Below are 13258 nucleotides of genomic sequence, written 5' to 3' on the forward strand. Positions count from 1 at the left end.
CGGCATTGCTGCCTGTAAAGCGAAATGGGCCGGCTCAACAAGCCAGCCCATTCGACGTAAAAAATCAGGTCGTCAGTAGAGTCCGCCGCCGGGTGCCTGGATGGCTTCCGTTGCCTGCGGCGATAGCGGTCCGCCGGCGCCGTTGGACCCGTCGGCGCCCATGCCGATCACCCAATAGCTGTCGGCTGGGCCGGTGCCGGGCTTGAAGGCTTCGATGATGGTGCCGGGATCGCCCGACGCGGCACGCATGCCGGTCTTGCGGTTGATCGCGACCAGGTTCATGCCTTCCGGCACCTTGAAGTCGACATTCGGCGTGCCGTCCAGCGCAACGCGCATGAAGTCCTTGAAGATAGGTGCCGCCAGACCGCCGCCAGTGGCGCCATGGCCGAGACCGCGCGGCGTGTCGTAACCCATGTAGAGGCCGACGACGAGGTTCGGCGTATAGCCGATGAACCAGGCGTCCTTCTCGTCATTGGTCGTTCCGGTCTTGCCGGCGATGTGGCGGCCAAGCTCGGCGATGGTGGCGCCGGTACCGCGCTGGACGACGCCTTCCATCATCGAGGTGATCTGGTAGGCGGTCATCGGATCGAGCACCTGCTCGGAATTGTCGACCAGTTCCGGTTCGGGCTGGTTGTTCCATTCGGGCGCATTGCAACCTTCGCAGCCGCGCTCGTCCTGCTTGAACACGGTCTTGCCGTAGCGGTCCTGGATGCGGTCGATGAGCGAGGGTTTGATCGACTTGCCGCCATTGGCCATGATCGAATAGGCCGACACCATGCGCATCACCGTCGTCTCGCCGGAACCCAGCGCCATCGGCAGATACGGCGCCAGATGGTCGTAGACGCCGAAACGCTCGGCATATTCCACCACCAGCTTCATTCCCATGTCGTTGGCGAGCCGCACCGTCATCAAATTGCGCGACTTTTCGATACCGGAGCGCAAGGTCGCGGGGCCGGCCACCGTGCCGTCATAGTTCTTCGGCGTCCAGGTCGTGTTGCCGCTCTGGATGGTGATCGGTCCGTCCATGATAACCGAGGCCGGCGTATAGCCATTGTCGAGCGCGGCCGAATAGACGATCGGCTTGAAGGACGATCCCGGCTGGCGCATCGCCTGCGTGGCGCGGTTGAACTCCGACTGCGCATAGGAGAAGCCGCCGACCATGGCCAGCACGCGGCCGGTATGTGGATCCATGGCGATCAGGCCGCCCTCCACTTCCGGCACCTGGCGCAACGTGTAGGCGCCTTCCGACCCTTCGTTCTTCTGCACGAAGATGACGTCGCCGGGCTGCAGTACATCGGCCGGAGACTTGGCCTTGACCGTCTTGCCATCGACCACATGGCGCATGGCAAAGCTCATGTCTTCCTTGCTGACGGCGCCTTCGACGCGTTCCTTGACGATATCGCCCGAAATCTGCCGCGTCGGCTGCAGGCCGATGGAAAGGCCGGTCGCCGAGCTGTCGAGCACGACGGCAAGCGACCATTCCGGCACGTCTTCCAGCCCCTTGACGTTGCCCAGCGCCACGCCCCAGTCGCCGGAAGCATCGATATGCGTCACCGGTCCGCGATAGCCGCGCAGCGTGTCGTATTTGAGCAAGCCGTTCTGCATCGACTTGCGGGCGATGAGCTGGATCTTCGGATCGAGCGTCGTGCGCACCGAAAGGCCGCCCTCATAGAGCGCGTTCTCGCCATAGCGCGAGATGATCTGGCGGCGCACTTCCTCGGTGAAATATTCACCCGCAAACAGATAGGAGCCATTGCGACGCGGCGTCACGCCGAGCGGCTCGGCCTTGGCCTTGTCGCCTTCCTCGCGCGTCACGTACCCGTTCTCGACCATCTGGTCGATGACCCAGTTGCGGCGCTCGATGGCGCGGTCGGCATGCTTGAAGGGATGGTAGTTGTTGGGCCCCTTCGGCAGCGACGCCAGATAAGCGGCTTCCGCGACGGTGAGTTCGTTGACCGACTTGTCGAAATAGGTCAGTGCCGCGCCCGCAACGCCATAGGCGCCGAAACCGAAGAAGATTTCGTTGAGATAGAGCTCAAGGATGCGGTCCTTCGAATAAGCCTGCTCGATGCGGAAGGCCAGGATCATCTCCTTGATCTTGCGCTCGTAGGTCTGGTCCGAGGACAAGAGGAAGTTCTTCGCCACCTGCTGGGTGATGGTCGAGGCGCCGACCTGGCGCCTGCCCGACCCCAGATTCTGCAGGTTGACGTAGATGGCGCGGCCAAGCCCGGTGATGTCGATGCCGGGATGGTTGTAGAAATTCTTGTCCTCGGCCGACAGGAACGCCGCCTTGACCCGGTCCGGAACCGCCTGGATCGGCAGATAGAGCCGCCGTTCGCGCGCATATTCGGCCATCAGCGAGCCGTCGGAAGCATGGATGCGGGTCGTCACCGGCGGCTCGTACTTGGCCAGAACCTCGTAGTCGGGTAGGTCTTTCGACAGATGGCTGATGTATATCGCCACGCCCGCGGCGACGATAAGCGCCAGCGTCGTGCCGATACCAAAGAAATAGCCGATAAGACGAATCATGCCCGCTCCAGTCCGAGGTCCGGGAATTTCCTAGACGAAGCCGCCTTTCGCGCAAGCCTTCGCAACTGTCCCGATCCGTGATGGAAAACCCATGTCGCCACCATGTGGGCAAAATACGGCAGTGCCCGGTTTCGGCATCCCCCACCGGAAATAAAAGCGCCTGGTGTTGTCCCCGTGCAACGCTGCCTCCGGTCGTGGGCGGCGGCGACCATCTCAGCCTCCGGTTCCCGTTCCCATCTTGGCGGAGGCAAACAGGGCGACGGCGTTGGTGATGCTCTGCGCCGCCTTGCCGCGCCAGTCGGCGTCGAGCAGTTGCGCCTCATCCTTGGCGTTCGAGAGATAGCCGAGTTCCACCAGCACCGACGGCACATCGGGCGCTTTCAGCACTTTGAAGCCGGCCGAACGCTGCGGATTGTTGATCAGGCCGACGCTGGTGGACAACTGGCCGACCAGAGTGTGGGCAAAGCTCATCGAGAAATTATGCGTCTCGCGGCGGATCAGGTCGATCAGTATGTCGGTGACTTCCTTGTTGTCGTCCTTGATCACCATGCCGGCGAACTGGTCGGAGAGGTTTTCGCGGTCGGCAAGCGCCTGCGCTTCCGGGTCGGATGCCTTGTCGGAGACGGTATAGACGGTGGCGCCTCTGATACCCTTGACGCTGATCGTGTCGGCATGGATCGAGATCAAAAGGTCGGCCTCGTGCTGACGGGCGATGCGCACGCGGTCGTCGAGCCGCAGGAACTCGTCGGTATCGCGCGTCATGAACACGTCGTAGTTGGCGACGGCGGCGAGCTTGTCGCGCAATTCGGTGGCGAAGGCCAGCGTCACGTTCTTCTCGATGGTGCCGTTGAGGCCTTCGGCGCCACCGTCGATGCCGCCATGGCCGGGATCGATGACGATGGTGAAGCGATGCCCGGGATTGGAGATCGGCCCTGTGCCGACCCTGGAGCCCTTGTCGGTGGAGACGGTCGAGCCGGTGGTCAGCGCCTGGTTGGCAAGGGCTTCGTCGAACTCGCGGTCGGAGGCTGCCGACATGTCGATGGCGATGCGATAGCCTGCGCCGTCCTCGTTCTTGAGCACGTCGAGCTTGTCGACCGAGAACGGCCCCTTGCCGGTCAGGATCAGCCGCGATCCCTCGCCCTGATCGCCATAACGCACCGCCTTGACCAGGCCGCGGGCCTTGGCGTCCTTCGCGCCAATGGCGAATCGGGTGCGCGGCAGGTCCACGACCAGCCGGTTGGGGCCGCGCAGCAGGAACCATTTGATGTCGGGCTCGCGGTCGAAATCGATGACGATGCGCATCTTGGTTGCGTCGCCGGCCATCTTGTAGGCGGTGGCGCCGAGTGGCGCATCGGCGGCGCGTGAAACCGGCGCAAAAGCAAGGCAAAGCGCCAGCAGCAACAGCACACCGGCAGCGCGCAGGAAACGGCCTGCACGGCCATGGCCCTTGTCTGTGGTGCCCGCCAGTCCCATTTCTTGCAGTCGCTCCTGGTTTGGCGCCTTGCGCCCGCGTGGTTGGTCGAAATGCCGGTCAGGCCGCAGACTCGATTAACGATTGGTATCCAGAGAAGGTTAACCAAGCCTTTTCATTGAGGATTAAGGCCTGTGCTTCCGTTACGGCACTGCTTTTTGCCGGCATCCGAAATCGGGGTTGCCTTCCACCCCGTCAAATCATAAAAGCGATGGTGGATCACTGCAATCCTGGAACCGCTTCTCCCGCAGCTTCCTGCTACAGGTCAGATGAAAGGCGGCTCCTTTCGCTTCCCGCGAAAAGGCTTCAGGTGATCGCGACGAATTTCGCAGGTGTGCGCCCGTGGCGGGGGAATCGCCTGCGTGAGGAAAACGGCCGGGTTTGTTCCCGTGCCGGCTCTGTATGAGCAAACAAGCTGGTCCGGTTCGTCCGGGCTTTGGTTCAAAAGGTTCTGCTGGTGACGATGGCTTCAAGCGCAATCATGGAAAGGTCCGCATCAAACCGCGCCATTGTGGCTGCGGGCGGCACCGCCATGGCGCTCAAGCGGCGTCCGGCGGACATTCAGACATCCGGCACCCACATCCCAGACACGCAGCAGCGGGCTTTGCCTCGCAAGCTGCGGCTGACGGCTGCCGGGAGGAAACGAAATAATGCCCAACAAAATGCTGATAGACGCCTCCCACCCGGAGGAAACACGCGTTGTCGTTATCCGCGGTAACCGTATTGAAGAATTCGACTTTGAATCTCAGGACAAGAAGCAGCTCAAAGGAAACATCTATCTCGCCCGCGTAACGCGCGTCGAACCTTCCCTTCAGGCAGCCTTTGTCGAATATGGCGGCAACCGTCACGGTTTCCTCGCCTTCAGTGAAATTCACCCCGACTATTACCAGATCCCGGTCGCCGATCGTCAGGCTTTGCTGCGCGCTGAAGCGCAGGAAGCCGAGGACGAGGAGAACGAGGACAATGACGGCGACGACCGCCAGAGCCGCGATCGCGGCCGGCGCGGCCGCCGGCGCGGCGGCAAGGGTCGTGAGCGAGGCGAACACAAGCGCGACGCCGGCGCCGATGATGAGAACGGCGAACATGGCGATGCCGGCAGCGATGCCGTCTCCGAAGCGCCTGCTTCCGAGCATGCCGCGGCCGATACCGCCGGGCATGACGATCATGCCGGGCATGGCGACAGCGAAGCCTCCGACGCCGAGACATCCAGGAGCGAACCGTCGGAAGGCGGCCCGACATCGATCGCGGCAAGCGTCGAAGCGGATGTGATCTCCGAAGCTGTCCCTGCGGCGGAGCCGGGTGACGAAAGGTCGTCCAGCGAGGCAAGTGGCGAAGCCACCTCCGGGGACAATGACCGCGGCATGCTGGAAGAGGTGCAGTCCTCGCATCCGGACGACCACGAGATCGAATCCGTAGGCGCCGAGGATGCGCTGGAAGAGGTGCGCAGCCGCCGCAAGCCGGTGCGCCGCCAGTACAAGATTCAGGAAGTCATCAAGCGCCGGCAGATTCTGCTGGTGCAGGTGGTCAAGGAAGAGCGCGGCAACAAGGGCGCTGCACTCACCACCTATCTGTCGCTTGCCGGCCGCTATTCCGTGCTGATGCCCAACACCGCACGCGGCGGCGGCATTTCGCGCAAGATCACCAGTGCGGTCGACCGCAAGCGCCTCAAGGAGGTCGTTGCCGATCTCGAAGTGCCGCAGGGCATGGGCGTCATCCTGCGCACCGCCGGCGAAAGCCGCACCAAGGCGGAAATCAAGCGCGACTACGAATACCTGATGCGGCTTTGGGAAAACGTCCGCAATCTGACGCTGCAATCCACCGCCCCTGCCCTCGTCTATGAGGAAGGCAGCCTGATCAAGCGCTCGGTGCGCGACCTCTACAACAAGGATATTGACGAGATTCTTGTCTCCGGCGAGGAAGGCTACCGCGAGGCCAAGGATTTCATGCGCATGCTGATGCCGAGCCACGCCAAGGTGGTTCAGCCGTTCCGCGACACGACGCCGATCTTCGTGCGCAACGGCATCGAGGCGCAGCTCGACCGCATGCTGCAGCCGCAGGTGACGCTGAAGAGCGGCGGCTACATCATCATCAACCAGACCGAGGCGCTGGTCGCCATCGACGTCAATTCGGGCCGCTCCACCAAGGAGCACTCGATCGAGGACACCGCTCTCCACACCAACCTTGAAGCGGCGGAAGAAGTCGCCAGACAATTGAGGCTGCGCGATCTCGCCGGCCTGATCGTCATCGACTTCATCGACATGGAGGAGAACCGCAACAACCGCTCCGTCGAGAAGCGGCTGAAGGATCACCTCAAGAACGACCGAGCCCGCATCCAGGTCGGCCGCATCTCGCATTTCGGCCTGATGGAGATGTCTCGCCAGCGCATCCGCGCCAGCGTGCTGGAATCGACCATGAAGCCCTGCCCGCATTGCGGCGGCACCGGCCATGTGCGCTCCGATTCGTCGGTGGCGCTGATGGTGGTGAGGGCGATCGAGGAATTCCTGCTCAAGGATTCGCGCAGCCACATCACGGTGCGGACCCCGGCGGCGACCGCTCTCTATGTGCTCAACCACAAGCGCGGCACGCTGGTGGAACTCGAAAGCCGCTTTGGCTTGACCATCACCGTCGAGGCCGATGATACGGTCGGTGTGCAGCATTACGCGATCTTCCGCGGCGCCATTGCCGAAAAGCCGGAAGGCTTTGTCGAAGCGCGAACCTTCCCGGCCTATGTCGAGCCGGAAGAGCCCGAGGACGAGATCGTCATCGAGGAGGAAGACGACGAGGTTGTGGTACAGGCCGAGCAGCCGCGCCAGGCGCAGCCGCAGTCGCAGCAGCAGCAGCCGAGATCGGCTGAGGACGGCGAAGGCCGCGACCGCAAGCGTCGCAAGCGCCGCAGGCGGCGCGGCGGCAAGGATCGCGAACGCGAACATGGCGATCGCGAGCATGGCGCCGAAGGTGCTTCGGTATCTGCGGCAAGCGACGACTTTGCCGCTGAACCAGGCGATGACGATGCAACACAGCAAGACGAAGCCCAGGTTGGCGCCGTCGAAACGATGGAAGCATCAGATGACGCCCAGGGCAAGAAGCGCCGTCGCGGCAAGCGCGGCGGCAAGCGCAATCGTCGCGAAGACGGCACGGAGACCGAAGCCGGCGAAACCGCCTCGGTGGCCGAGGCCGCTGAAGTCGGAACGGCCGCAAGCGAGCCTGTAGCAGCCGTAGCGGTTGAAGAAGCAGCGGCTCCCGCCGCGGCGAACGACGACGCTCCAGCCGAAAAGCCGAAGAAGAAGCGCGCTTCAAGGGCAAAGAAGGCTGTGGTGGAAGTCGCCGATGAGACGGCGGCCGAGGCTGCACCGGAGGCTGCCGTCGAAGCAGCCGCCCCCGCTGCGGCCGATGCCGCCACGGAAACGACCGTCGACGACGAGCCCGCCAAGGCTCGCCCGTCACGGCGCAAAGCCGTGGCCGCGGATACCTCCGCGGTGCCGGTGGTTTCCTCCAGCGTTGCCGACGAGGCAAAGGCCGAGGAAAAGCCGAAGCGCGCCGGCTGGTGGCAGCGGAAGGGCTTTTTCTAAGCTATTCAGCCGATTAAGATAGGTTCCTGACAAAAATCCCGCGCCGTTCAAACCACGGCGCGGGATTTTTGCATGCGCGAATGACGGAAGGCGTCAGGGGGCGAAAATCGACCAGTTCATCATCCTGGCCAGTTTTTCCAAGGCGATCGACCCCAGCTTGGAATTGCCGTTGGCGTTCAAGCCCGGCGACCATACGGCGAGCGAAGCAACACCCGGCACGATCCCCAATATGCCGCCGCCGACGCCGCTTTTGCCGGGAATGCCGACACGGAAGGCGAAATCGCCGGAACCGTCATAGTGGCCACAGGTCAGCATCATGGCGCCGATGCGCCGCGCCCGCTCGGCAGACACCACGGAGTGCCCGGTTGCCGGGTTTCTGCCGCCATTGGCGAGGAAGCGGCCGGCCAGCGCCAATTGCCGGCAGCTCATGGCGATGGCGCAATGGTGGAAGTACACGCCCAGCGCCAGCTCCGGTGCATGGTTGAGATTGCCGAAGGATTTCATGTAGTTGGCAAGCGCGAAGTTGCGATAGCCGGTGGCGCGTTCGGAAGCCGCGACCTCGCGGTCGATGATGATCGCTTCGTCATCGGCAAGGAACTGGATGAAGCGCAGGATTTCGCCGATCGCCTCGCGCGGCTGGTGGCCGGCAAGCAGTATGTCGGAGACGACGATGGCGCCGGCATTGATGAACGGATTGCGCGGAATGCCGTTCTCATGCTCGAGCTGCACGATCGAGTTGAACGGATTGCCCGACGGCTCGCGTCCGACACGCTGCCACAGCGCGTCGCCGACATTGCCGAGCGCCAACGTAAGCGTAAACACCTTGGAGATGGACTGGATCGAAAACGCCTGGTCGGCGTCGCCGGCGACCAGCACGCGGCCGTCATTGGTCACGGCGGCAATGCCGAATTTGTTCGGATCGACCTTGCCGAGCTGCGGAATGTAGGTGGCGACCTCGCCGCGATCGGAGCGCTCGGCCATCTCGGCGGCGACGTCGGCCAGCGCTTGTTTAAGATCCGGCATGCTCGTCCCCGCTATTTCAGCCAGCGCTCGATGCGCGCCATCGCCTCGACCATGTCGTCATGGCTGCCGGCATAGGAAAAGCGCATCGTGCGGTGTCCTGCCAGCGGATCGAAATCGCGACCGGGCGTCGCCGCCACATGCGCTTCGGCCAGCATTTTGCGCGCAAAGGCCATGCTGTCATTGGTATGCCGGGTGACATCGCAGAAAGCGTAAAAGGCGCCGTCCATCGGCGCCGCCAAGGGAAATCCGAGTTCCGGCAGGCGCCGCATCAACAGCTCGCGGTTCCAGGCATAGCGCGCCTTCACCGCTTCCAGCTCTTGGGTCGCCTTGAAGGCCTCGATCGCGGCGATCTGCGACAGTTCCGGCGGCGAGATGTAGAGGCTCTGGGCGATGCGCTCGATCGGCCTCACCAGAGCTTCCGGCAGCACCATCCAGCCGATGCGCCATCCGGTCATGCAATAATATTTCGAGAAGGAATTGATCACCGTCACGCCTGAGCCATGGGCCAGCGCCGTGGTGTCGGGCGCGGCATAGGCCAGCCGGTGATAAATTTCGTCCGATATCACCGCGATGCCGAGTTCTTCGGCTGTCCTCACCAGTGCCGACAACTCGTCGACGGGAATGACCGCACCTGTCGGATTGGCCGGGCTGGCGAACAACACACCCTTCAGCGGTTTTTCCCGGTGCGCCGATTTCAAATGTTCGGCATGAAGATAGGCGTCGCTGCCGAGCTCGATCTCGACGATCTGGATACCGAGCGCGGCCATGATGTTGCGGTAGGCCGGATAGCCGGGTGCTGCGATGGCGACGCGGTCGCCGGGATCGAACATCGCCAGGAATGCCAGATTGAAGGCGGCCGACGATCCCGTGGTCACGGCGATCCGGTTCGGCGCGACATCGATCCCGTAATGGTCGCCACAATGCGTCGCGATCGCCTTACGCAGATCCGCCAGACCGAGCGTGTCGGTATAGCCGATGCGTCCGATCTTCAGCGCATTTGCGGCTGCTTCCCTCACGCCCACGGGCGCCGGATCGGATGGCTGGCCGACGGCCATGGACATGACAGGCACGCCCGTCGCCTTCAGCCGGTTGGCTTCGGCCAGAATGTCCATGGCGTGAAACGGCTCGACTTCACCGCGGCGCGACAGCGAAACTACCATTTGACCTCAATCTTTCCGTCCGGCCCGCCGCTCGAAGCCATCAACCGGCGGCAGCGCCGCACAAATGCCCGATTGATGTGAGGATCACAAGTTCGCCTAGTTTCGGTGCCGTGACTTTTCATCGTTCGCGCGCTCGTTTACCAGTGGACCTCATGCAGAGCCGACCCAAATCAACGATGTCCAAATCTTCCATCAGGAAGACAGCGCGCGGCTTTGCGACGCTTTTGCTTGCCGCCGCCGTCGCTGTAACCGGCTCCGTGACGGCCTTCGCGCAGGCGGTGCCGGTCGTGCGCGATGCCGAGATCGAGGCGCTGGTGCGCGACTATGCGCGGCCGATCTTCAAGGCGGCCGGTCTTGCCAATGACGGTGTCGATATCGTTCTGGTCAACGATCAGAGCTTCAACGCCTTCGTCACCGGGCGCCGGCTGTTCATCAACACCGGCGCGCTGATGCAGGCAGAAACGCCCAACGAGATCATCGGCGTCATCGCCCATGAGGCCGGCCACATCGCAGGCGGCCATCAGCAGAAATTACGCGACCAGCTCGAGCGCGCCAAGACCATGGCCATCATCGCCACGCTGCTTGGCGCCGGCGCCATCGTTGCCGGCGCCACCACCAACAGCCGCGGCCTTGCCGGCGCCGGCATGGGCGTGGCCGCGGGCGGCGGCGAGATGGCGCAGCGCAGCATTCTTGCCTACCAGCGCACCGAAGAGTCGACCGCCGACCGCTCTGCCATCACCTATCTCAATGCCACCGGCCAGTCCGGCATGGGCATGCTGAAGACCTTCGCCCGCTTCCAGACCGCGCTGTCGCTGTCCGGCACGCAGGTCGATCCCTACCGCATCAGCCACCCGATGCCGCAGGAGCGCATCGCCAATCTCGAAGTGCTGGTCAAGCAGAGCCCCAATGTCGACAAGGTCGATCCGCCGGCACTGCAGCAGCGGCACGACATGATGCGCATCAAGATCGCCGCCTATATGGGCGGCCAGGCCGCGGCCACGCGGCTGATCCGCAAGGCCCCGGGCAGCCTCGCCTCGCGCTATGGCGAAGCGCAGATGGCCTATCTCTACGGCAATCTGGGTGCGGCGCTGACCAAGGCCAATGCACTGATCAAGGAACAGCCGAAGAACCCCTACTTCCAGGAAATGCGCGGCGACATACTGATGAAGGCCAACAAGCCCAAGGACGCCGCGGACGCCTATGCCAAGGCGGTCAGCCTCGATCCGGTGAGGTCGGGCCTGTTGCCCGTTTCTCTCGGCCAGGCGCTGATGGCCATCGGCACGCCCGATTCGCTGAAGAAGGCGGTGGTGCAGATCAACAACGGCCTCGGGCGTGACAAGGAAAACACGGTCGGATACCGCTATCTCGCCCAGGCCTATGGCGAGCTTGGCAACATTCCGGCGGCGGAACTCGCCACCGCCGAGGGCCACTTTTATTCCGGCGATTACACGAATGCGAAAATTTTCGCCATGCGCGCGCAAAAGGACTTGAAGCGTGGCGAACCCGGCTGGATTCGGGCGCAGGACATCATAAACTACAACCCTTCAGGCAAACTCAAGAAATGAACCTTCCGGTCGCCCGCGGCGACTAGGATAGACCGGAACCGGTAAAGAGGATCAGACGATGAACAAGGCAATATTGCTCGGCACGACGGGAGTGGCGGCTGCTCTTGCCATGCTGGCTTTCGGGTTCGTCGCCGGCAGTCCGCAGGTGGCCAAGGCCGGCACGGCCCAGGCCGTGCAGACCGCCTCGGCCGACACCAAGATCGATCGCACCGAGGTCGAGGGCATTATCCGCGACTATCTCCTGAAGAACCCCGAAGTGCTGCTCGAAGTGCAGGAGGCGCTCGAGGCCAAGCAGAAGGAAGAGCAGCGCATCGCCAGCCTCGGCGTCATCGAGAAGGCCAAGTCCGAGATTTTCAACTCGACCTTCGACGGCGTCGTCGGCAATCCGGAGGGCAAGGTCACCATCGTCGAATTCTACGACTACAATTGCGGCTTCTGCAAACGCGCCATCGACGACATGCAGGCTCTGACAAAGGCCGATCCGGAGCTGCGCTTCGTGCTCAAGGAATTCCCGATCCTCGGGCCGGATTCGCAAAAGGCCAGCATCGTCTCGATGGCTTTCCACCTGATGCATCCGGAGAAATACGGCGAGTTCCACAACGCCCTGCTCGGCGGCCAGGGCCGCGCCACCGAGGCGGCGGCCATCAAGGTTGCGCTGTCGCTAGGCGCCGATGAGGCGAAATTGCGCGAGAAGATGAAGGATCCGACCATCACCGAGGCTTTCTCCAAGACCTTCGACCTCGCCAACAAGCTGGCCATCACCGGAACGCCTTCCTACGTGGTCGGCAATGAGGTGGTGTTCGGGGCGCTCGGCCAGGAAGTGCTGGCTGAAAAGATCGAGGCGGCGAAAGCCGCGCTCTGATCTTGCACGCGAGCCTATTTCTCACGGGCACATTTCCGCCTGTTGTGGACAGTGAAAGATCGCACTTGTGCTCTTTCCGCGGGCGGCTATGCCCATTATAGAAGGCCCTGCGCGCCGGCTTGAGGCCGGCGTCGGAAAAGGTCGGCATTTTTGAAAACGATTTTCGTCCTGAACGGCCCCAACCTGAACGCGCTCGGCAAGCGCGAGCCGGGCATCTATGGCGGCAAGACGCTTGCCGCGATCGCCGACGACTGCAAGCAGGCGGGCGCCGCGCTTGGCCTCGAGATTGATTTTCGCCAGTCGAACCATGAGGGCGACCTCGTCGACTGGATCCAGGAAGCCGGCGACAAGGCAGCCGGCATCGTCATCAATCCGGGTGCCTACAGCCACACCTCGATTGCCATTCACGACGCCATCCGCGCTGTCGCGCCGCTGCCCGTCGCCGAAGTTCACCTCTCCAACATCCACGCGCGGGAACCATTCCGCCACGTCTCCATGGTCGCGCCGGTCGCTGTCGGCATGATCTGCGGGTTCGGGCCGCTTGGCTACTCGCTGGCGCTGCAGGCGCTGGCGGCACGCCTATGACCGGCCCACAAACAGAAGGCTCGAAAATGTCGATAAAGAAGACCGGTGTTGACCAGCAACTGATCCGCGATCTCGCGGGCATACTGAACGACACCAATCTCACCGAGATCGAAGTCGAGCTCGGCGACCTGAAGGTGCGCGTGTCGCGCCAGGCGCCGGCCGTCCACGCCATCGCCGCCCCGCAGGCCGGTTATGCTCCGGCAGCGCAGCAGCCCGCGGCGGGCGCGGCTGCCGCACCAGCAGTGGCCGACCCGTCCAAGAACGCGGTCCCCTCGCCGATGGTCGGCACCGCTTATCTCGCGCCCTCGCCCGACGCCAAGGCCTTCATCGAAGTCGGCCAGAAGGTCAAGGAAGGCCAGACGCTGCTGATCATCGAAGCGATGAAGACGATGAACCAGATCCCTTCGCCGCGCGCCGGCACGGTGACGGCGATCCTGTTCGAGGACGGCCAGCCGGTCGAGTACGGCATGCCACTCGTCGTGATCGAATAGAGC

The 13258-nt window shown here is 63.2% G+C and carries 9 protein-coding genes; 5 read left to right on the forward strand and 4 right to left on the reverse strand.

Annotated elements, in window-relative coordinates; genetic code table 11:
• Positions 1-72: 72 nt before the first annotated feature.
• On the reverse strand, positions 73-2529 hold the full coding sequence (locus NLY36_RS02020) for a penicillin-binding protein 1A (RefSeq protein ID WP_023695364.1): 2457 nt from the start codon (positions 2527-2529) through the stop codon (positions 73-75).
• A 213-nt stretch (positions 2530-2742) separates the two neighbouring features.
• Positions 2743-4002: an N-acetylmuramoyl-L-alanine amidase gene (locus NLY36_RS02025; protein ID WP_023735372.1), complete on the reverse strand. Its 1260-nt coding sequence runs from the start codon at positions 4000-4002 to the stop codon at positions 2743-2745.
• 648 nt (positions 4003-4650) lie between these two features.
• Here NLY36_RS02025 and NLY36_RS02030 point away from each other — a divergent pair.
• On the forward strand, positions 4651-7569 hold the full coding sequence (locus NLY36_RS02030; protein ID WP_023695366.1) for a ribonuclease E/G: 2919 nt from the start codon (positions 4651-4653) through the stop codon (positions 7567-7569).
• A 93-nt stretch (positions 7570-7662) separates the two neighbouring features.
• Here NLY36_RS02030 and NLY36_RS02035 read toward each other — a convergent pair whose 3' ends face one another.
• Positions 7663-8592 (reverse strand): glutaminase, encoded by a 930-nt coding sequence (locus tag NLY36_RS02035; protein WP_023735371.1) that lies wholly within the window; start codon positions 8590-8592, stop codon positions 7663-7665.
• A gap of 11 nt (positions 8593-8603) precedes the next feature.
• Positions 8604-9752, reverse strand: coding sequence for a pyridoxal phosphate-dependent aminotransferase (locus NLY36_RS02040; protein WP_023735370.1), 1149 nt, complete (start codon positions 9750-9752; stop codon positions 8604-8606).
• 152 nt (positions 9753-9904) lie between these two features.
• Between NLY36_RS02040 and NLY36_RS02045 the strand changes: the two genes are divergently transcribed.
• From NLY36_RS02045 to accB, 4 genes are all read left to right on the forward strand, one after another.
• Positions 9905-11317, forward strand: coding sequence for a M48 family metalloprotease (locus tag NLY36_RS02045; protein ID WP_023735369.1), 1413 nt, complete (start codon positions 9905-9907; stop codon positions 11315-11317).
• Positions 11318-11375: 58 nt separating this feature from the next.
• Positions 11376-12179 (forward strand): DsbA family protein, encoded by an 804-nt coding sequence (locus tag NLY36_RS02050; RefSeq protein ID WP_023735368.1) that lies wholly within the window; start codon positions 11376-11378, stop codon positions 12177-12179.
• Between the two features lie 150 nt (positions 12180-12329).
• Positions 12330-12764 carry a type II 3-dehydroquinate dehydratase gene (gene aroQ, locus NLY36_RS02055; protein WP_023667485.1) on the forward strand — a complete coding sequence of 145 codons (435 nt, stop codon included), beginning with the start codon at positions 12330-12332 and terminating at the stop codon, positions 12762-12764.
• Between the two features lie 26 nt (positions 12765-12790).
• Positions 12791-13255 carry an acetyl-CoA carboxylase biotin carboxyl carrier protein gene (gene accB / locus NLY36_RS02060; RefSeq protein ID WP_023681496.1) on the forward strand — a complete coding sequence of 155 codons (465 nt, stop codon included), beginning with the start codon at positions 12791-12793 and terminating at the stop codon, positions 13253-13255.
• The last annotated feature ends 3 nt before the right edge of the window (positions 13256-13258 follow it).

The sequence above is a fragment of the Mesorhizobium sp. C399B genome (assembly GCF_030323185.1).
In the GTDB taxonomy this organism is placed as follows: Bacteria; Pseudomonadota; Alphaproteobacteria; order Rhizobiales; family Rhizobiaceae; genus Mesorhizobium.

Excerpts from the sequence above, each read along its gene's own strand:
- NLY36_RS02045 (WP_023735369.1), top strand. The coding sequence starts at position 9,905 with ATGCAGAGCCGACCCAAATCAACGATGTCCAAATCTTCCATCAGGAAG.
- NLY36_RS02030 (WP_023695366.1), top strand. The coding sequence starts at position 4,651 with ATGCCCAACAAAATGCTGATAGACGCCTCCCACCCGGAGGAAACACGC.
- NLY36_RS02040 (WP_023735370.1), bottom strand. The coding sequence starts at position 9,752 with ATGGTAGTTTCGCTGTCGCGCCGCGGTGAAGTCGAGCCGTTTCACGCC.
- NLY36_RS02020 (WP_023695364.1), bottom strand. The coding sequence starts at position 2,529 with ATGATTCGTCTTATCGGCTATTTCTTTGGTATCGGCACGACGCTGGCG.
- NLY36_RS02025 (WP_023735372.1), bottom strand. The coding sequence starts at position 4,002 with ATGGGACTGGCGGGCACCACAGACAAGGGCCATGGCCGTGCAGGCCGT.
- NLY36_RS02050 (WP_023735368.1), top strand. The coding sequence starts at position 11,376 with ATGAACAAGGCAATATTGCTCGGCACGACGGGAGTGGCGGCTGCTCTT.
- NLY36_RS02035 (WP_023735371.1), bottom strand. The coding sequence starts at position 8,592 with ATGCCGGATCTTAAACAAGCGCTGGCCGACGTCGCCGCCGAGATGGCC.
- accB (WP_023681496.1), top strand. The coding sequence starts at position 12,791 with ATGTCGATAAAGAAGACCGGTGTTGACCAGCAACTGATCCGCGATCTC.